Below are 19,048 nucleotides of genomic sequence, written 5' to 3'. Positions count from 1 at the left end.
GAGGCTAAGGCATGGTTAACGTGCGCGTCGCTGCCGGCGGGAGCCGTTAGCCTGCCGGGTGTGGCCCGCCTGCTGCTCATCGAGGACGACCTGACCATCCGTACCCCGCTGATCCGTGCCCTGCGGGAACGCGGCCACGCGGTGGCCGCGGCCTCGACCGCGATGGCGGGGCTGCGCGACGCCCTGGAGGACCGGCCGGACCTCGTCGTGCTCGACCTGGGCCTGCCCGACCTGGACGGACGCGAGTTGCTGCGGATGCTGCGCGCGGTCAGCTCGGTGCCGGTCATCGTTGCCACGGCCCGCGACGACGAGACCGAGATCGTCCGGGTGCTCGACGCGGGTGCCGACGACTACGTGGTCAAGCCGTTCACGGCCGCGCAGCTCGACGCCCGTGCCCGAGCGGTGCTGCGGAGGGGCCCCGCCGGCGCCGACGCGCAGGAGGTGGCCCTCGTCGTCGGCGGGCTGCGGGTCGACAGCCGGTCCCGGCAGGTCACATTGGACGGCACGCCTGTGGAGCTGACGCCGCGCGAGTTCGACCTGCTGCACCACCTGGCCGGGCGGCCCGGCCAGGTGGTCACCAAACGCGAGCTGCTCACCGAGGTCTGGCAGATCCCGTACGGCGGCGCCGACAAGACCGTCGACGTGCACCTGTCCTGGCTGCGCCGCAAGCTGGGGGAGAGCGCCCAACAGCCGCGCTACCTGCACACGGTGCGCGGTGTCGGGGTACGGCTGGAGGCGCCGTGAGGGCACGGCTCGCGCTGCTGGTCGCGGCGGTCAGTGTGCTCACGCTCATCGCCTTCCTGGTGCCGCTGGCGTTGCTCGTCCGTACCGTCGCCCAGGACCGGGCCACCGTGCGGGCCACCGCCGACGCGCAGAGCCTCGTACCTGTGGTCGGGACCGCCGACGCGCCGACCATCCGGCTCACCGTCGAGCAGCTTGCCGCGGAGTCCGGTCGCCAGGTGAGCGTCTTCCTGCCCGACGGCACGGTGCTCGGCGCCCAGGCGCCCCGTACGCCAGCGGTGGCCCTGGCGGCGCGGGGGCAGAGCCTCACCGGGGAGTCGGCGGCCGGCCGGGAGGTGGTCATCGCCGTGCAGGGCCGGGCGGACGGCACCGGCGTGATCCGGATCGTGGTGCCACGGCAGGAGCTGACCGCCGGTGTGACCCGGGCCTGGCTGGTGCTGGCGCTGCTGGGTGTGGTGCTGGTGCTGATCGGGTTGGCGGTCGCCGACCGGCTGGCGCGCACGCTGGTCCGGCCGATCAGCGACCTCTCCGCCGTGTCGCACCGCCTCGCGAACGCCGAGCTGGACGCCCGGGTCACGCCCGCGGGCCCGGCGGAGCTGCGCGAGGTGGCCGGTGCCCTCAACCACCTGGCCGGTCGAATCCAGGTCCTGCTGGTGCAGGAGCGCGAGCAGGTAGCGGACCTGTCGCACCGGTTGCGTACCCCGTTGACGGCGTTGCGCCTGGAGGCGGAGTCGCTGCGCGACCGGGACGACGCGGCGAGGATCACCACCGCCGCCGACGGGCTGGAACGGGCGGTCACCGGTCTGATCCAGCAGGCCCGCTGGCGTCGCGCGCCCGCGCCGGGCACGGCCGCGTCGGATGCCGCGGCGATCGTCGCGGACCGGGTGGCGTTCTGGTCGGTGCTGGCCGAGGACACCGGTCGGGCGGTCCGCCTCGACCTGGCCCCCGGCCCGCTCTCCGTCGGGGTGCCCGCCGACGACCTGACGGCTGCCGTGGACGCGCTGCTCGGCAACGTCTTCGCGCACACCCCCGACGGCACCCCGTTCGCCGTCCGGCTCGCGCGCGACGACGGGGAGGTGCTGCTCACCGTCGCCGACGAGGGGCCGGGCATGCCGTCGGGCGCGGTCCGACGGGGTGCCAGCGCGGTCGGGTCGACCGGGCTCGGCCTGGACATCGCCCGTCGCGCCGCGCAGGCCGGCGGCGGTCGGCTGGAGCTGCGGACCGGGCCGCGGGGCGGGGCGCAGGTGCTGCTCCGCCTCGGTCCGCCGACGTCCGGGCGGGAGGCTCCGCCGACGTCCGAGCGGGAGGCATAGCCGCTGCGGTGCGGGGTAGCTGCCAGCCATGGCGCGGTATACGAAACCCGAGCTCAGAGAACAGATCAAGGAAGAGATCAAGGCTTCCGACAAGGGCGGTCGGCCGGGGCAGTGGTCGGCGCGCAAGTCACAGCTGGTCACTCAGGAGTACAAGAGGCGCGGCGGGGGATTCCTGGGCGAGAAGGACGAGCGGCAGAAGTCGCTCCAGCGCTGGGGCAACGAGAAGTGGCAGACGAAGGAGGGCGACACCCGCGCCCGCAAGGGCGACACGACGAGTCGTTACCTGCCCAAGAAGGCGTGGGACGAGATGTCGGAGAGCCAGAAGCGCGCGACCGATACCAAGAAGCGCGAAGCGTCCCGATCCGGCAGGCAGTACGTCGCCAACACCGGGCCGGCCAAGAAGGCGCGTCGAGACGCCACCACGGCCGGCCGCATGTCGGAGATGTCGGTCGCCGAGGCGGCCAAGCTGGTCCGTGGCCTCGACACCCGCCAGCTCAGGACCGCGCTGCGCAACGAGCACGCCGGCAAGGACCGCAAGACGCTCGTCCAGCGGCTCGAGGCCGAACTCAACAGGCGCGGTTGACAGTGCGGTACGGCTGGTGACGCACCGGGCAGCTCAGCGAGCCTGACCCGCGGCCTCGAAGCCCGTCGAGGTGATTCGGTCGTCCTGTCGGTGGCGCAGGATCTGCACCTCGGTGGTGGCCTCGGTGCCTGTCAACGGCAGCACTCCCACCGAGGCGGGCGCCACGGCGAAGATGCTCGCCGGCGCGATCGTCACCCCGAGGCCTGCCGCGACCAGGTGCGCCACAGTGGCCCAACTGGTGGCCTCCTGGACGATGTTCGGTGTGTAGCCGGCTTCCAGACAGGGCCGGAGATTGCGCTGGTAGGCCCGCTCGCCGGCCACCCGGGGGAAGAAGACGAACGGGTCGTCGCGCAGCACGGCGGCGTCGATCGCGAGGTCTCCCGCGTGCGGGTGATCGGCCGGCAGGACGGCGACGAAGGACTCGGTGGCAAACGTGGTGCCGACCAGGTCGTCGTGGTCGTCCGCGTCCCGAACCACGCCGAGATCGACCTCGCCGTTCAACAACCGGTCGACGATGTGCGCCGTGTACGCCTCGTGCAGGCGCAGGTGGACGGCCGGATGGCGTTCGCGGAATCGGCGGATCGGCCCCGCCAACCCGAGCGGGATCGCCGAGCTGACGAAACCGATGTCGAAGCGCCCCTGCTCCCCGCGCCCGATCCGGCCCGCCTCCTGCACGTCGTCGGCCACGGTGGCCAGCACCCGCCGGCACCGGTCCAGATACGCCTCGCCCGCAGGCGTCAGCGCCACCGACCGGGAGGTGCGTACGAACAGCGGCGTGCCGATCATCGCCTCGAGTTGGCGGATCTGCTGCGACAGCGGCGGCTGGGCCATCCGCAGGCGCATCGCGGCCCGGCCGAAATGGAGCTCCTCGGCGACCGCGACGAAGTAGCGCAGGTGGCGCAACTCGGGTTCCATACTTCAAGGATACGGATGACCCCGAACAAGATATTGGACGTTCGAATGGCGGTGGCCAGAGAATCGAGCCATGAAGCCGAGCACTCTGACCATCACGTCCATGACGACCGCTGCGGAGGCCGAGGCCTTCCGGACGCTGAACGAGGAATGGATCTCGCACTTCTTCACCATCGAGGAGTCGGACCGCAAGACGCTCAACGACCCCTTTGCCGCCATCGTCGACCCGGGTGGCGACGTGCTGATCGTCCGCGACGGCGGGGAGATCATCGGGTGTGTCGCCCTGGTGCGCAGCTCGGACGAGGTCTTCGAGCTGTCCAAGATGGCGGTGCTCCCGTCGGCGCGCGGCAGGGGCCTCGGCCGTCAGCTCATCGAGGCCGCGATCGCGCGCGCCCGCCAACTCGGTGCGACCACCCTGTTCCTGGGCAGCAACAGCAGGCTCGCGAACGCGGTGCACCTCTACGAGACCACCGGTTTCCAGCACGTCAGCCCAGACCAGATCCCGCTGCCGCCGTACGCCCGCGCCGACGTCTTCATGAAGATGGCGCTCTGAGCACGTCCGGCCGACGCGGAGTTCCAGGGCTCGGCGCGGGCTTAACCCGGCCTTAGCGTTCGGACAGCGCGGCGCTATCCCCGTTCGGCCGATCCTCGGAGTCGACAACCGAGGAGAGGTGGACACACGATGAAGCGCACCAATCTGCTTCTGGCGACGGTCGGCGGCTCGGCGGTGCTGGCGGTGGCCGGGGTCGCGCTGGGCGTCGCGGCCGCGAACGACACGCGGACCGGCGACACGGCACTCGCCGCGGCGACCGTCGCCCCGACGGGCACGGACGCGCCGGACGACGGGGCCACCACCGCCGCGCCGGGCACCACCGGCACGTCGACGGCCGGCACCCCATCGGGTACGCCGTCGAGCGGTACGCCGTCGGGCGGCACCGCTCCATCGGGCGGCACCGCTCCGTCGGGCGGCACCGCTCCGTCGGGCGGCGCGGTTGACGAGAAGCGCGCCGGCGAGATCGCGCTCGCCAGGGCCGGCGGCGGCCAGATCGTCGAGGTCGAGGCCGAGCAGGAGAACGGCCGGCCGGTGTGGAGCGTCGAGATCGTCGCCGGCGACACCGAGCACGAGGTGGACGTCGACAGGGACAACGGCTCGGTGGTCAAGGCCGAGCAGGAGCCGGTCGACGCCGATGACAAGAACGACGCCGATGACAACGACGACGATGACAACGACGCCGACGACAACAACGACGACGACTGACCGTCAGTTGCCGCCGCCCGTCACGGGATCTCCCGAGGCGGGCGGCGGCTCTGGTCGCGGCCTCAGACGGCGACGCGTTGCTCCTGGACCGTCGGCTCGTCCTGGTCGAACTGGGTGCGGTACAACTCCCGGTACCGGCCGCCGGCGGCGAGCAGGTCGCCGTGTCGCCCACGCTCGACGATGCGTCCGTCCTCGACGACGAGGATCTGGTCTGCCGCCCGGATGGTGGAGAGTCGGTGCGCGATGACCACGCTCGTCCGGCCGGTCAGGGCTTCGGCGAGGGCCTCCTGAACCGCGGCTTCGGAGGTGGAGTCGAGATGCGCGGTGGCCTCGTCGAGGATGACCACACGCGGACGGGCCAGCAGCAGTCGCGCGATGGTGAGCCGTTGCCGTTCCCCGCCCGACAGCCGGTATCCGCGTTCACCGACGACGGTGTCGAGCCCATCGGGAAGTGTGCGGATCAGGTCGCCGAGGCGGGCACGCCGGAGCACCTCCCACATCTCGTCCTCGGTCGCGTCCGGCTGGGCGAACGCCAGGTTGGCGCGGATGCTCTCGTGGAACAGATGCCCGTCCTGGGTGACCACGCCCAGCGCGGTCCGGATCGACTCGGCAGACAGGTCGCGTACGTCGACGTCGGCGAGTTTCACCGCGCCGTCCTCGACGTCGTACAGGCGGGGGAGAAGCTGCGCGATCGTGGACTTGCCCGCCCCGGAGGAGCCGACCAGGGCAACCATCTGCCCCGCCTCGGCGCGGAACGACACCCCGTGCAGCACTTCCTCGCCACCGCGGGCGTCGAGCTTCACCACGTCCTCCAGAGAGGCGAGCGACACCTTGTCCGCCGACGGGTAGCCGAACCGTACCCCGTCGAACTCCACCGCGACCGGCCCGTCGGGAAGCGGGCGGGCGTCGGGCTTGTCGAGGATCAGCGGCGTGAGGTCGAGGATCTCGAACACCCTCTCGAAGCTCACCAGCGCGCTCATCACCTCCACCCGCGCGCTGGCCAGCGAGGTCAACGGCGCGTAGAGGCGCGACAGCAGCAGTGCGAGGGCGACCACCGTCCCGGCGTCGAGGCTGCCCCGCAGGGCGTAGAGACCGCCCAGCCCGTAGACCAGGGCCAGCGCCAGCGAGCCGACGACTGTCAGCGCGGTGATGAAGACCCACTGGAGCATGGCGGTACGGATGCCGATGTCCCGCACCCGTCGCGCCCGCGCCGCGAACTCGGCTGACTCCTCGGCCGGCCGCCCGTACAGTTTCACCAGGGTCGCGCCGGGCGCGGAGAAGCGTTCGGTCATCCGTGTGCTCATGGCTGCGTTGTGCTCGGCGGCCTCACGCTGCAACTGGGCGAGCTTCGAACCCATCCGGCGTGCCGGGAGGACGAAGATGGGCAGCAGCACGAGCGCGAGCACCGTGATCTGCCACGAGAAGCTGAGCATCACCGCAAGCGTCAGCGCCAGGGTGACAGCGTTGCCGACCACCCCGGACAGGGTGTCGCTGAAGGCCCGCTGCGCGCCGATCACGTCGTTGTTCAGGCGGCTGACCAGCGCACCGGTGCGCGTCCTGGTGAAGAACGCCACTGGCATGCGCTGGACGTGGTCGAAGACGGCCGTCCGCAGTTGGACGATGAGCCCCTCACCGATGCTGGCGGAATGGAACCGCGTCACCAGACCCAGGCCGGCTTCGGCCAGGGCGATAACGGCGATCAGCACCGCCAGCCGGATCACGACGCCGCTGTCGGCGCCGTCCACGATGGCCTCCACCACCCGTCCGGCGAGGACCGGCGCCGCCACCGTGAGGACCGCCGTCACCACACTCAACAGTAGGAACCTGACGATCAGGGCCCGGTGCGGCCGCGCGAACTCCGCGATACGCCTCAAGGTGACACGGGACAGCGGTCGTTCTTCCTGCGCGTTCATCGCGTGGCGCAGTGACGTCCACGCGGTAACTTCCATGCTCATGCGGTACCTCCGCGATGAGGCTAGAACCTCACCCGAGGTTGAGGTCAAGCCAATTCGCGGGGGCGGTCCAGCTCGGTGGGCAGCGCTGCCGACCGGGACGGGGCTTGAGGACCACCACGGTGGTGTCGGAGGGTCGCGGCCCCGCGAAGGCGCCGAGGTTGGTGTTGATCTCGCGCCAGCGGCCCACAGTCACCGGCGCCGTGCTGTGGTCATCGGCGTTCGGTTGCGAACGGCACCCGTAGGGCGATGCCTCGGCGGGTCACGGCCAACGCCTCACCGGTGAAGCTGATGCCGATGGTGAGGTGGATCGGACGGGCCGCCGCCCGACCAGCGGCGACGGTCAGAGGCCGGCGTGCAGGGTCAGGCTCTGCCGCAGGTGGAGCTTCGGCCGGGACCCGACGATCGAGCTGACGACCTCACCCCGCCGGAACACCAGCAGCGTCGGCAGGGACATGACCTGGTAGCGCCGCGTGGTCTGCGGGTTCTCGTCGGAATTGAGCTTGGCGATGACCATCCGGTCGTCGAACTCCTGGGCCAGCTCGACGAGGCTCTTCTCGATCATCTTGCAGGGTGGGCACCACTCGGCCCAGAAGTCGACCACGACGGGCCGGTCGCTGGTCAGCACCAGCTCGGCGAACGTGGCATCGGTGACGGTGGTCAGGGAGCCGACTGTCGTTTCCTGGGGCATGTTTCCTCCCGGTGCGCGATGGCGTGGGTGAGCTGGGTGCGTAACTGCTGACGGACTGCGGTGAGCCGATCGAGGTAGTCGTCGACCTCGGCGAGCTTGCGCCGCAGCACCAGCACCGAGTCGGGGCAGACGTCGCCGGACGCGTTGCCCGCCCGCAGGCAGGCGACGAACGGACGGACGTCGTCGAGGCCGAAGCCGACGTCGAGCAGCGCCCGGATCTCCCGGACGACCCGCAGCTCCGCCTCGTCGTAGACGCGGTAGCCGTTGGCCGAGCGCTGTGGGCGTACCAACCCGTGGGCCTCGTAGTAGCGCAGCGTCCGGGTGCTCGTGCCGGCCCGTTCCGCCAGCTCGCCGATCAGCATCAGACCTCCTCGACCAGCCCGTCGCGACCAGGCTAAACCTTGTCGTTGGCGTCAAGGCAAGCCGCGCGACGACTCCCCGCACGGTGCCATCGAACGAGGTCGGGCGACCAACGGCGCAGGTGATCGGGTGGCGGGCTGGCTCAGTTGGTGACGGGCGATCATCTGCGCGCCTGGCGTTGTTCTGTTGGCTGCCGTGCTTACGTTCGTCGGTGGTAGTGGTTTCGGCGGGGGAGCTGTGCGGGGTCGAGCCAGGTGGGTGGGATGAATTCGGGGTGGCCGTCGCCGCCGATGCGCACGGACCAGTCGCCGTGGTGGAGGTGCCGGTGGTGGTGGCCGCAGAGCAGGACAGCATTGGTCAGGCTCGTGTCGCCGCCGTCGGCCCAGTGTCGGATGTGGTGGGCGTCGCACCAGCGGGGTGGACGATCGCAGCCCGGGAACGCGCAGCCACGGTCGCGGAGCAGCAGCGCCCGACGTAGCGGGCCGATGACGAGCCGGCGTTGTCGGCCGACGTCGAGGGGTTGGCCGGCGCCGCCGAGGACGGCGGGCAGGATGGCGGCGTCGCAGGCGAGGCGGCGCACGGCCTCGGGCGTGAGCTGCAGGCCGGTGTCGAGAGCACCGATGCCCAGCTGTCGGGTCAGTTCGTCGTAGCTGGTGGTGATGACGAGCTGGGTGGGATCGCCGCCGTTCTCAGGGAGGTCGCCGGTGCGCAGCGCGAGTCGGCAGACGTCGGCGAGGGCGTCGTGGCGGCGTTGGCCCGGGGTGCGGGTGTCGTCGGGCCCGGACGGTGCTGTCAGCGGGTCGATGGCGGCGCGGAGCAGGCCAGCGGTCTCGGCGTCGAGGGTGCCGGTCAGCCGGAGTCGGCCGTCGGTCTGCTGGGAGAGGGTGAGGTGCCGGTCGCGGGCGGCCCGTGACTCGGCCGCTCGCAGCGCGGCTTCGGCGGCGGCGTCGGCGACCTCGGGGGCGACGTGGTCGAGAATGCGGGTGCTGAGTTTGCGCAGCAGGTTGGGGTCGAACCGTCCGGCCCAGTCGACAAGCAGACCGACGGCCTTGTCGGCGGCCTCCGCGCCGGCGGTGGTGTGCACGGTGGTGACGGTGTCGGCGATGACCCGGGCCTGCTCCTGGGTGATGTGTCCGTCGGCGAGCGCCTGTCGTACCCCAGGGTTGCCGGTGTCCAGAGTGGTGGCGAGGTCGACCAGTCGGCGGGCGGCGGGGACGGTTAGCCGGAGCCGTTCGCGCAGCCAGACGGCGGTTGAGGACGCGCCCTGCTCCGTCGCGGTGCCCCGGCTGTCCACCTCGCGCACGAGAGCCGACGTGACTGCGGCGAGGCGTTGCTGGAGCCGGTGCGCGGCGTCGAGCGCGGCGATCAGGTCGTGGTCGGCGAGGGCCCAGGGGGCCATGTCGGTGCAGACGGCGACCACGCCGTCCGCCTGCGCCAACTCCTCAACCATGAACCGACACTAGAACAGGTGTACGACAAGACACGTTCACGGTGATCAATGATCCTCCAGCGCGGTGAGGCCTCGGGCGGACTCCGGCTGTGGACACTGGAGGTGATCTATCGTTGCGAAGCGTTGGAGGCGGTGCCGAGTGTCGGCGTCACGGCAAGGTCGCTTGACGGCACGGCTCAGGGCGCCGCGAGGCGACGCCCTGAGCTTCGGTGCGTGCGGTCCCTAGCCGATGCGGAACTGCTGGCCGTAGACGGCGAACGTCAGCGGCGTGTTCAGGTTGAAGTTGCCGTTGTTGAGGAATACCCGCTGGGCGGTGTCGACGCGGGACGTGTCCGAGTGAGCCTCTTCCTTCTTCATCTCGATGACCCGCTCGTCGAGGAACGCGTTGAGCCAGGTGCGCTCGTCGCCACCCTGGGCCGGGGGCTTCGCGCGGGCGAGGGCGCGGCTGCGGATCTGGCGCATGCCCTCGTACCCGTGCATGACCGCCGCGTCGTAGTAGGCGAACTGGCCGAGGGCCCGGACCCCGTCGTTCTTGCCGTCGCGGACCGACGGGTTGAAGTACACCCGGTCCCGCTCGGCCTCCTGGGCCGCCCGGAACACCGAGTCGTTGGCCGCTGTCCGCCAGTCGCGGGGGAAGTTGGGGTCGAGGCCAGCGTGCGACGCGGTGCCGTTGACGTTGCGCAGCGCCGGCAGGTATCCGGCCAGCACGTTGCCCGGCTTGCTGCTGGTGTACGCCTCGACCAGTTCGAGCATGTCCCCGGTGCCGGAGCAGAAGCCGATGATGCCGGCGGTGTAGCCACGGCCGTCGCCGATGTCCTCGATGTAGGAGAACTGCGCGCGCCAGTCCAGCGAGGAGTTCTCCGCCGCCGAGACGAGCTGCATGGCGACGTCCTTCTTCGCCGCGTCGTCGAGGTTGGTGCCCGCCGGCACGGTGGCGGTCGGCGTGGGGGTGGTGCCGCCGCCGGGCAGGGTCCATCGCTGGTTGGTGGTGCCGCCGCAGGTCCAGATCTGCAACCGCGCGCCGTTGGCGGTGCTCCGGTCGGTCACGTCCAGGCACTTGCCCGAGGCGGTGTTGACCAGGGCGCCACTGCTGGCCGTCCACTTCTGGGCGCCGGTGTTGTTGCAGTCGTACAGCTGGACCTTGGCGCCGTTGGCTGTCGACGCGGCGGTGACGTCGAGGCACTTGCCGAGCGCGCGGATCGAGGCGTCGGAGTTGCCGACCGTCCACGTCTGGGCCGCGCTGCCGTTGCAGTCGTAGAGCTGCACCGCCGTGCCGTTGGCCGGATTGGCGCCGGCGACGTCGACGCACTTGCCACCGAGGCCGGTGATCGGGCCGGCGGTCGCGGCGCTGGCCGACGGCAGGCCGTAGCCGATCGCCGCGACACCGATAAGCAGGGTGCCCACGACGTAGGCGGCTGTTCTCTTGCGCACCATGGTGTTCCTCGGGGAAGGGGCGGCGTGCCGCCGGCCGGTCGGTGGCCCGGCGCGACGATCGGCCCCGGCGGGCAACCGTGGAAATTAGGAAACTCTATTAACAAATAGCAGTGCGTCGATCAACTGTCAATCGCGGTCTCGCCGATGAGCGTCGCGCTCAGCCGGCCAACAGTGAGAGCCACGCGTACGTCTGGACCGGCGGCAACTGGCTCCGCCCAAGCGGCGGGCTCCGCCCGCGCGAGTAGGAAGACGAAGTGCAGGGCGAACGGCGGTCGATCTTCATGAGGAATGCCGTCGGCGTCGAGTTGACGGTTCGCGTGCCATGCCGCCTGGCAGAGCGCCGACACGAAGAGACCCAGGAACTCGGCGTCGATCAGTTCGTCGGCCTCCTCTATCAGGACGACGAGGGTCTGGTCGGCAGCGTCATGGCCGTGCCAGTCGTGCAGGCAGTCCACGAGCGCATCCCAGTTGTGGCCGAAGTAGCCAGGAAACGACAGCTCACGGGCGAAGGCCGCGAACAGTGACGCCGGCTGCCGCAGCTCGTGGGCGTGCAGCTTCGCTACCCGACCACCCTGCTTTCGCAGCTCGGCCACCTCGGCGACTATCCAAGGATCGTCCTCGCGGGTCACGAAAACCCATGGTGGTTGACACATGATCAGGCTGGGACCACTCACGTCCATGTCGATGCGCGTCCTTCGCGGGTGGCGGCGTGCAGAGCGGCGATCACCGCGGCGACGGCCGGATGGGCGGCGGCGCCGCGACGGAACGCGATCCGGGTGCGCCGCCGGGTCGGCAGGGCGGTCAACCGGACCTCGGCGGGCGGCGAGGCGGCGGCGAGCTCGGGTACGAGGGAAACGCCCTGCCCGGCGGCGACCAGGGCCAGGACGGTGGCGAAGTCATCGGCGTGGTGGCGGGCCTGCGGGGTGAATCCGGCGGCCCGACAGACCCGCAGGGTGACCTCGTGACACAGCGTGCCGGACGTGGCCGATATCCACGGCACGTCCGAGACATCGTCCAGGGCGCCGGTCGCGGTGGCCACCGGTTCGGCCAGGTAGACCGTCTCTTCCAGCAGCGGTACGGAGTCCAGCGCCGGGTCGGCCTCGGCGGGCGCGATGTCGTAGTCGTTGAGCAGGCCGACGTCGAGGCTACGTTCGAGCAGCGCGGCCGGAACGGCGACCGGGTCCAGTTCGGTGACCGTCAGCTCCAGCGCCGGGTGCTCACGGCCGAGCGCGACCAGCACCGGCGGCAACAGGGTACGCATGGCGCTGGGGAAAGCGCCGATGCGGACCGGTCCGGCGGGTCCGGTCCGGACGGCGGCGATCGCGGCGTCCGCTTCTTCCAGCGCGGCCAGGACGGTTTCGGTGTGCCGGACCAGGACCTGCCCGGCCGCGGTGAATGCCACCCGGCGGCCGGTGCGTTCCAGCAGCGGCACCCCGGCTTCCCGTTCCAGCGCGGCCAACTGCTGCGAGACCGCCGACGGTGTGTACGTACGGGCTTCGGCGACCGCCGCTATCGTGCCGAGCCGATGCAGGTCGCTGAGCAGCCGTAGCCGGCGGACGTCAAGCATCAGTTCAGCTTACGTATTGGTGGAGCAATCGGAACTGGACCTTCATCTGTTGTCGTACGAGGGTGAAGACATGACCTTGACCGGCCTGTACGTCCCGCTGATCACGCCGTTCGACGCGTCCGGGGCCGTCGCCCTCGACGCGCTGACGGTCCTCGCGCACGATGTGTTGGATGCCGGAGCGGCTGGTCTGGTCGCTCTCGGCACGACGGGGGAGCCGACATCCCTCAGCGGCGAGGAGCGACGCGAGGTGCTCGACGCCCTCGTCGCGGTGTGCCGTACGCGCCGGGCGCATCTGCTCGTCGGTGCCAACAGCGTCGAGGCCCTGCACGCCCTTGGCGAACGTCCCGAGGTGACGGCCGCTCTCAGCCTGGTGCCGCCGTTCCTCCGGCCGGGCGGCGCGGGTGTGCTCGCCTACTTCGCCCACCTCGCCAAGGCCAGCCCGGTGCCACTTGTCGTCTACCACGTCCCGTACCGCACCGGACAGCAGCTCAGCGCGGACGAGCTTCGGCGGCTCGCCGACCTGCCCGGCGTCATCGGCATCAAGTACGCCGCCGGGGGGATCGACACCGGGACCGTCGACTTCCTCGCCGACCTCCGGCCCGGCTTCGCCGTGCTCGGCGGCGAGGATCCGCTCATCTCCCCGTTGCTCGCCCTCGGCGCGCACGGCGCCATCGTGGCCTCGGCCCACGTCGCCACGACGGACTTCGTCCAATTGGTCGAGCACTGGCACGCGGGCGACCTCACGCGTGGACGACCACTCGGCCATCGGCTCGCGGGCCTGTCTGCGGCGTTGTTCGCCGAGCCCAACCCGGCGGTGATCAAAGCGGTCCTGCACGCGCAGGGTCGCATCCCGACCGCCGCGGTACGGCTGCCGCTGCTGGCCGCCAGCCCGGATGCCGCACGGCGGGCGCTTGGGCACCTGAACGAGCTGACGAGCTTACCGACGTGAGTGGGCCCATTGTTCATCTCGCCGTCGACGTGGCCCGAGCGCGGTTGGCTATCGTCGTCCGGCAACGGATCATGGCGGCAGCAGTGCCGCGGCACCGAGACGCGAGGAGCGTTCCATGGCAGTCGACCACCGCCGTACCCGGCCTTTCTGGGCCGCGGCCGCCGCCGTGCTCGCCGCGGCGGCGCTGTCCGCCTGCGGCAGCGGCGACACCGCCGCGCCGGCCGCCGCGCCCGCCACCAGCGCGGCCGCGCCGACGGACGCCGCGCCGCCTCCGCCGGCGCGGGGCAAGCTGCGCGGGTACGGCACGGTGCGGCAGCTCAGCGAGACAGCGGACCTGGTCGTCCGCGGCGCGGTCGAGTCGGCCGGCTTCCGGGTCGACGAGGTGCTGCGGGCCAAGGGCGAATCCGGCGTACGTCCCGGGGCGCGCATCACGCTCGCCAGCCTCGACGCCGGTGTCGCGGACATGGCCCACATGTCGAAGCTCGAAGCGGGTCAGGTCGTGGTGCTCTACCTGTCCCAGGACCCCGGGACCCCGACGTTCCGGACGCTCAGCGGCGACTTCGGTGTGTTCGACGTGACCGGGTCCGGCGACGACGCCGTCGCGTCGACCCGCTCGCAGGCCATGGCCGTCAGCGGCCTGCTCGCCGAGGATCCGGCTGCCTCAGGTCACGGCTTCCGGACCACCCTCGGTCAGCTGCGCGCTGTCGCCGCCCAGGTCAGCTAGCAGGCACCCCCCACGCGGGCGGCATCTGTGCCGTCCGCGTGGTCAGTGCTCCCCGTAGGTGGCCCGGTCGAAGTCGGCGTACACCCCGTCGCCGCCGAGATCCTGCACCCACAGGCCGACGAACGCCCCGGTGAAGCCCCACGCCGCCGGCTCCCCGTCGATGATCAGGGCCGCGTGCTCGTCGGACAGGATGGTCGCGTCCAGGTCGACGGGCAGCCGCTGCCAGCCCGCGCCGAGGTCGTAGTCGAAACGCACCACGGGCCCGTCGAACACCGCCCGCAGACCGACCCGTTCCACACCGCTGGCGTCGACGGTCAGATCCGGGTACGGGGTGCGCCGCCCGTTGTCGGAGCTGAGCAGCTCCAGCACCGTACGCCCGTCGTCGGCGCGGGTCAGGTAGAGGTGATGCCAGTTGAGGGTGTTGTAGTACGCGGTGATCCCGGCGAGTTGACGGTGGTCGACCGGGTCGAACTCGACAACGGTCTCCAGCGAGCAGTGCGTCGCCCCGACACGTCGCGCGACAAGGCTCGGCGCCTGTCGGCCCACCGGCGACTGCCCACCGTGGACCCGCAGGTGCGAGGGGCGCGACCGCAGGTCGACCCAGTCCGCGGTGGCCGGCCGGCGCAGCGTCGACCAGCAGGAGCCAAGCTCAGCGGCGTCGAAGTCGTCGGTGGCGGGCTCGTCCGGCCACGGATGCGGGGCCAGGTCGGGAGCGGCGACCTCCTCGGCGGGCACCCCACCGGGAATCCGGGGCCAACCGCCCGACGGCCACTCGACCCGCTGGATCGCCGTCTCCCGGCCCAGCACGCAGTTGCCCAGCGGCGAGTAGGGGCGGCCGACCAGGTGGGCCAGGTACCACCCGTCGTCGGGGGTCTGGACCAGGCTGCCGTGACCGGCCTTCTGCAACCGCAGGTCCGGCCGACCCACGGAGCTGAGCAGCGGCCCGTCCGGGTCCACCTCGTACGGGCCGAAGAGCTCCCGCGAGCGGGCCACGGTGACCTGGTGCTCCCAGCTCGTGCCGCCCTCGGCGGTGATCAGCCAGTACCAGCCGTCGTGGCGGTACAGGTGCGGACCCTCGGTGACGCCTACCGGCGTGCCGGTGAACAGGATGCGCGGTCGGCCGACGAGACGACGCGCCGCGCGGTCGTACTGCTGGATCTCGATGCCACCGAAGCGGTCCCGGCCGGGTCGCCAGTCGGCGCTCATGCTCAGCAGCCAGCTGGTGCCGTCGTCGTCGTGGAACAGGGCGGCGTCGAAGCCGCGCCCGTGCAGTTTCACCGGATCCGACCAGGGGCCGGCGATGTCCGGTGCGGTGATCAGGAAGTTCTGCGGATCCCAGTAGCCGCTGGCGAAGCTCGCCACGTCGCTGTAGACGAGGTGGAACTCCCCATCGTGGTACGTCAGGTCGGGCGCCCACACACCGTTGGAGTCGCCGCAGCCGCGCAGGTCGAGCAGGCGGCGGTCGGTGATGATGCCGCCCAGGGGGCGCCAGTGGACGAGGTCGCGCGAGTGGTGCACGCGGACCCCCGGATACCACTCGAACGTCGAGGTGGCCAGGTAGAAGTCGTCGCCGACGCGCAGGATCGACGGATCCGGGTGGAACCCGGCGAGGACGGGGTTGCGGATCGACCAGGCAGCGGTCGCCACGTCAGCGGTGTCGGTCGACACGGGGGCGGCTCCTCTGTGCGGCTATGAAACTTCCGGAAACTTGCGGGACCAGATCACTGGAAGCCCCTCGTACGGTAGCCGGTCTTATCGCGATAGGACAGGGGTCTTGACCGCTGGGGGAACTGCTCGTAGCGTCCCGGCCATCGATCGGTAATACCGACGAAGCAATGAAAGTTCCGGAGATCCAGGTTCGAACCCTTGCCGGCTCGGCCGGCGTCCGAGCACCCCGTGAGTCCCCGAAGGGATGGATCATGACAGCGCACCTTTCCCGCCGATCGCTGCTCGGCCTCGCCGGCGCCGGCGCCGGCGCCTACCTGCTCAGCGCCTGCAGCGGCGACGAGAAGTCCAGCGACCCGAACGCCCCGCAGACCATCAACTGGTGGCACATCCAGAACACCGAGCCGATGCTGCCGGTGTGGGCCGCGATGGCCAACGAGTACAAGACCGCGCACAGCAACGTCACGTTCACCATCCAGCCGCTGGAGAACGAGGCGTTCAAGGCCAAGCTGACCACCGCAACGCAGGCGGGCGACCCACCGGACCTCTTCCAGTCGTGGGGCGGCGGCGTGCTCAAGCAGCAGGTCGACGCGGGCCTGGTCAAGGACCTCACCGACGACGTGAAGGACCTGGTCGCCGGCATCCTTCCCGCCGCCATGCAGCCGTACACGATCGACGGCAAGATCTACGGCATCCCGTTCGACATCGGCATGGTCGGGTTCTGGTACAACAAGGATCTCTTCACCCGCGCCGGCATCACCGAGCCGCCCGCCACCTGGGCGGCTCTGCTCGACGCGGTCCGCAAGCTCAAGGCCGCCGGCATCACCCCGGTCGCCATCGCCGGCAAGGACAAGTGGCCGGCCCACTTCTACTGGTCCTACCTGGCCATGCGGATCGGCGGCGTCGGCGCTCTGCAGAAGGCCGTCAACGACAAGAACTTCGACACCCCCGACCTCGCCGCGGCGGGCGAGCGGCTCAAGGAACTCGTCGACCTGCAGCCCTTCCAGAAGGGCTTCCTCGGCGCCGAGTACGGCTCACCCGACGGGCAGGCCGCCACCATGGGCAACGGCAAGGCGGCCATGGAGCTGATGGGTCAGTGGGCGCCTGCGGTGCAGGGGTCCAGCTCCACCAGCAAGAAGGGCATCGGCGACAAGCTGGGCTTCTTCCCGTTCCCGGCCGTGGACGGCGGCAAGGGCACCTCCACCGAGGTCTTCGGCGGTGGCAACGGCTTCGCCGTCGGCAAGGACGCGCCGGCCGCCACCATCGACTTCCTGAAGTTCCTGCTCAGCGCCGACAACCAGCGCCGGTCCGCGAAGACCGGCGCGGTGCTGCCCACGGTGAAGGACGCCACCGACGCCATCAGCGACCCCAACAACAAGGTCGTCGCGGAGACCCTGGCCAAGAACACGGGCTTCCAGCTCTACCTCGACCAGGCCTACGCGCCCGCGCTCGGCCAGCAGATCAACGACAGTGTCGCCGAGATCATCGCCGGCAAGAAGGCGCCCGCGGCGATTCTCAAGGACATCACGCAGGTGGCAAAGACCGTCTGACGGTGTCCCCGTATCCATCCCTAGCCGGCGATAGAACCCGAGTGGAGCAGGCATGACCAGGCCATCGACCGTGTCGGACACGAGGCGCGGCGACACGGCGACCGATCCGCCGGCACCGGGGCCGGGCACCACGCGTCAGCGTGGCCGCCAGCCCCGGCCGGGGCGGGGTGGCGTCCTCGCCGTCTTCCTGGCGCCCGCCCTGGCGCTGTTCCTGCTGCTGGTGGTCGCGCCCATCCTGGTGGCCGGCTACGCCAGCCTCTACAAGTGGAACGGCTTCGGGCTTCCGGAGAACTTCGTCGGGCTGGACAACTACACCCGCGCCTTCGGCGATCCGACGTTCCGCGGCGACCTGTGGCGCGGCCTCGTGCTGGTGCTGCTGTCGCTCGCCGTGCAGTTGCCCGCCGCGCTGGCCCTGGCCATGCTCCTCAACCAGCCGCTGCGCGGCCGGGCCGCGTACCGGCTGATCTTCTTCGCTCCGTACGTGCTCTCCGAGGTGACCACGGCGGTCCTGTTCACCCTGGTGTTCTCGCCCAACCGGGGCCTCGGCGATTCGGTCTCCCGGTGGTTGGGCGCCGACGCGGGCGCCGTCTTCGCGGACCCGGACACCGTGCTGTTCGCCGTCTTCCTGGTGGTGTCCTGGAAGTACTTCGGCCTCTACATGATGCTCTTCCTGGCGGCCCGTCAGGGCATCCCGAAGGAGCTGTCCGAGGCCGCGGTCACCGACGGCGCCAGCGCCTGGCAGGCGTTCCGGTACGTCACCCTGCCCCTGCTCGGCCCGACGATCCGCATCAGCATCTTCCTGTCGGTCATCGGCACCATCCAACTGTTCGACATGGTCTGGGTGTTGACGCGCGGCGGCCCGATCCACACCTCGGAGACGATGGCCGTCACGATGTACCAGTACGGCTTCCGCCGCTTCGAGGTCGGCTACGCCAGCGCGATCAGCATCGTCATGTTCCTGCTGAGCCTCGTCTTCGCCCTGTTCTACCAGCGCATCGTCCTGCGTCGGGACACCGCGGGCGCGATCACCAACCAGGGAGGCCAGCGATGACCGCCACGACCAGTCGCGCCCAGCGGACCCGCAGCATCGTGCTGCACCTCATCTGCATCGGCGTGGGCGCGCTCATCGTCGTGCCGGTCTGGTTCGGCGTGATCGGCGGCTTCAAGGACAACGGTCAACTGTCGACGAACCCGCTGGGCCTACCCGATCCGTGGGTGCCGAGTAACTACACCGACCTCTTCGCCTCCGGGGTGTTCTGGCGACAGCTCGGCAACAGCCTGCTCATCGCCGTCAGCAGCACCCTCATCGTGGTCGGCGCGGCGGCGATGGCGGCGTTCGTCTTCGCCCGCTACGCGTTCCGGGGCCGCGAGTTCCTGGTCACCCTGTTCGCGATCGGTCTGATGTTCCCGTTCGCGGTGGCCATCCTGCCGCTGTTCGTCCTGCTTCGCACCATGGGCCTGCTCGACAACCCACTCGGTGTCATCCTGCCCCAGGCGGCGTTCGGGCTGCCGATCACCATCATCATCCTGCGCCAGTTCTTCCGGACCATCCCCGCCGAGGTGGAGGAGGCCGCCGTCCTCGACGGCTGCGGCTCCTTCGGGTTCTTCTGGCGGGTCCTGCTGCCGATGGCCCGTCCCGCCCTGGCCACCGTCTCGGTGCTGGCCGTCGTGACGAGCTGGAACAACTTCATGCTCCCGCTTGTCGTCTTCAGCGACCAGAGTTGGTGGACCCTCCCCGTCGGGGTCCAGGCATTCCAGGGCCAGTACGCCGACGACACCGCCCGGGTGCTCGCCTACGTCGTCCTGTCCATGATTCCCGCCCTGGGCTTCTACGCCGTGGCCGAACGCCAACTCATCGGGGGCCTGACCGGCAGCGTCAAGGGGTGACGACACCGGATC

20 protein-coding genes are annotated in these 19,048 nt (G+C 70.7%); 10 read left to right on the top strand and 10 right to left on the bottom strand.

Translation table 11 applies throughout. The features are described from left to right. Positions 1-60: 60 nt before the first annotated feature. Genes ACGFIE_RS31810 through ACGFIE_RS31800 form a run of 3 tightly spaced genes read left to right on the top strand, consistent with a single transcriptional unit; the run spans position 61 to position 2,637 of the window. Positions 61-744 (top strand): response regulator transcription factor, encoded by a 684-nt coding sequence (locus ACGFIE_RS31810; RefSeq protein ID WP_363684145.1) that lies wholly within the window; start codon positions 61-63, stop codon positions 742-744. Continuing rightward, the gene (locus tag ACGFIE_RS31805; protein WP_393301797.1) at positions 741-2,054 is read left to right on the top strand and encodes a sensor histidine kinase; all 1,314 of its coding nucleotides are present in this window, start codon (positions 741-743) and stop codon (positions 2,052-2,054) included. The genes ACGFIE_RS31810 and ACGFIE_RS31805 overlap by 4 nt, the downstream gene beginning before the upstream one ends. Before the next feature lie 28 nt (positions 2,055-2,082). Beyond that, positions 2,083-2,637, top strand: coding sequence for a DUF5872 domain-containing protein (locus tag ACGFIE_RS31800; RefSeq protein ID WP_393301794.1), 555 nt, complete (start codon positions 2,083-2,085; stop codon positions 2,635-2,637). 33 nt (positions 2,638-2,670) lie between these two features. Here the strand turns inward: ACGFIE_RS31800 and ACGFIE_RS31795 are convergent, their stop codons facing one another. Beyond that, positions 2,671-3,552, bottom strand: a complete 882-nt coding sequence (locus ACGFIE_RS31795; protein ID WP_393301791.1) for a LysR substrate-binding domain-containing protein — start codon at positions 3,550-3,552, stop codon at positions 2,671-2,673. Between the two features lie 100 nt (positions 3,553-3,652). On the opposite strand from ACGFIE_RS31795, the gene ACGFIE_RS31790 reads away from it, so the two are divergent. Together ACGFIE_RS31790 and ACGFIE_RS31785 are read left to right on the top strand one after the other, a co-directional pair. Further along, positions 3,653-4,102 carry a GNAT family N-acetyltransferase gene (locus ACGFIE_RS31790; protein WP_393301788.1) on the top strand — a complete coding sequence of 150 codons (450 nt, stop codon included), beginning with the start codon at positions 3,653-3,655 and terminating at the stop codon, positions 4,100-4,102. Between the two features lie 129 nt (positions 4,103-4,231). Further along, a complete protein-coding gene (locus ACGFIE_RS31785; protein ID WP_393301785.1) occupies positions 4,232-4,807 on the top strand; it encodes a PepSY domain-containing protein in 576 nt (191 codons plus the stop codon). A gap of 62 nt (positions 4,808-4,869) precedes the next feature. Here ACGFIE_RS31785 and ACGFIE_RS31780 read toward each other — a convergent pair whose 3' ends face one another. The 8 genes from ACGFIE_RS31780 to ACGFIE_RS31745 all read right to left on the bottom strand — a co-directional run bounded on the left by ACGFIE_RS31780 (position 4,870) and on the right by ACGFIE_RS31745 (position 12,261). Then, the gene (locus ACGFIE_RS31780; RefSeq protein ID WP_393301782.1) at positions 4,870-6,762 is read right to left on the bottom strand and encodes an ABC transporter ATP-binding protein; all 1,893 of its coding nucleotides are present in this window, start codon (positions 6,760-6,762) and stop codon (positions 4,870-4,872) included. 28 nt (positions 6,763-6,790) lie between these two features. Beyond that, on the bottom strand, positions 6,791-6,955 hold the full coding sequence (locus ACGFIE_RS31775; protein WP_393301779.1) for a hypothetical protein: 165 nt from the start codon (positions 6,953-6,955) through the stop codon (positions 6,791-6,793). Between the two features lie 147 nt (positions 6,956-7,102). Next, entirely contained in the window at positions 7,103-7,450 is a 348-nt protein-coding gene (gene trxA / locus ACGFIE_RS31770) for a thioredoxin (protein ID WP_393301776.1), read from the bottom strand. After that, positions 7,420-7,812: a MerR family transcriptional regulator gene (locus ACGFIE_RS31765; RefSeq protein WP_344353583.1), complete on the bottom strand. Its 393-nt coding sequence runs from the start codon at positions 7,810-7,812 to the stop codon at positions 7,420-7,422. The genes trxA and ACGFIE_RS31765 overlap by 31 nt, the downstream gene beginning before the upstream one ends. A 197-nt stretch (positions 7,813-8,009) precedes the next feature. Further along, positions 8,010-9,260 (bottom strand): DUF222 domain-containing protein, encoded by a 1,251-nt coding sequence (locus ACGFIE_RS31760; protein WP_393301773.1) that lies wholly within the window; start codon positions 9,258-9,260, stop codon positions 8,010-8,012. 222 nt (positions 9,261-9,482) lie between these two features. Further along, positions 9,483-10,694, bottom strand: coding sequence for a chitosanase (locus tag ACGFIE_RS31755; protein WP_393301770.1), 1,212 nt, complete (start codon positions 10,692-10,694; stop codon positions 9,483-9,485). A gap of 119 nt (positions 10,695-10,813) precedes the next feature. Next, positions 10,814-11,323 (bottom strand): barstar family protein, encoded by a 510-nt coding sequence (locus ACGFIE_RS31750; RefSeq protein ID WP_393301767.1) that lies wholly within the window; start codon positions 11,321-11,323, stop codon positions 10,814-10,816. 41 nt (positions 11,324-11,364) lie between these two features. Further along, positions 11,365-12,261 (bottom strand): LysR family transcriptional regulator, encoded by an 897-nt coding sequence (locus ACGFIE_RS31745; RefSeq protein ID WP_393301764.1) that lies wholly within the window; start codon positions 12,259-12,261, stop codon positions 11,365-11,367. A gap of 70 nt (positions 12,262-12,331) precedes the next feature. Here ACGFIE_RS31745 and ACGFIE_RS31740 point away from each other — a divergent pair, with 70 nt between their 5' ends. Together ACGFIE_RS31740 and ACGFIE_RS31735 are read left to right on the top strand one after the other, a co-directional pair. Beyond that, on the top strand, positions 12,332-13,210 hold the full coding sequence (locus tag ACGFIE_RS31740; protein WP_393301761.1) for a dihydrodipicolinate synthase family protein: 879 nt from the start codon (positions 12,332-12,334) through the stop codon (positions 13,208-13,210). Between the two features lie 115 nt (positions 13,211-13,325). Then, positions 13,326-13,934 (top strand): hypothetical protein, encoded by a 609-nt coding sequence (locus ACGFIE_RS31735; RefSeq protein WP_393301758.1) that lies wholly within the window; start codon positions 13,326-13,328, stop codon positions 13,932-13,934. Between the two features lie 42 nt (positions 13,935-13,976). Here the strand turns inward: ACGFIE_RS31735 and ACGFIE_RS31730 are convergent, their stop codons facing one another. Beyond that, positions 13,977-15,602 (bottom strand): glycoside hydrolase family 43 protein, encoded by a 1,626-nt coding sequence (locus ACGFIE_RS31730; RefSeq protein WP_393301755.1) that lies wholly within the window; start codon positions 15,600-15,602, stop codon positions 13,977-13,979. 251 nt (positions 15,603-15,853) lie between these two features. Here ACGFIE_RS31730 and ACGFIE_RS31725 point away from each other — a divergent pair, with 251 nt between their 5' ends. Genes ACGFIE_RS31725 through ACGFIE_RS31715 form a run of 3 tightly spaced genes read left to right on the top strand, consistent with a single transcriptional unit; the run spans position 15,854 to position 19,036 of the window. Further along, complete coding sequence (locus ACGFIE_RS31725; RefSeq protein ID WP_393301752.1) at positions 15,854-17,149, top strand: extracellular solute-binding protein; 1,296 nt, start codon at positions 15,854-15,856, stop codon at positions 17,147-17,149. Between the two features lie 52 nt (positions 17,150-17,201). After that, positions 17,202-18,200 carry a carbohydrate ABC transporter permease gene (locus ACGFIE_RS31720; RefSeq protein ID WP_393301749.1) on the top strand — a complete coding sequence of 333 codons (999 nt, stop codon included), beginning with the start codon at positions 17,202-17,204 and terminating at the stop codon, positions 18,198-18,200. After that, positions 18,197-19,036, top strand: a complete 840-nt coding sequence (locus ACGFIE_RS31715; protein WP_393301746.1) for a carbohydrate ABC transporter permease — start codon at positions 18,197-18,199, stop codon at positions 19,034-19,036. The genes ACGFIE_RS31720 and ACGFIE_RS31715 overlap by 4 nt, the downstream gene beginning before the upstream one ends. Positions 19,037-19,048 lie beyond the last annotated feature (12 nt).

The sequence above is a fragment of the Micromonospora sp. NPDC049275 genome (genome assembly GCF_043197115.1).
In the GTDB taxonomy this organism is placed as follows: Bacteria; Actinomycetota; Actinomycetes; order Mycobacteriales; family Micromonosporaceae; genus Micromonospora.
This window is presented reverse-complemented; position numbering and strand designations above follow the sequence as displayed.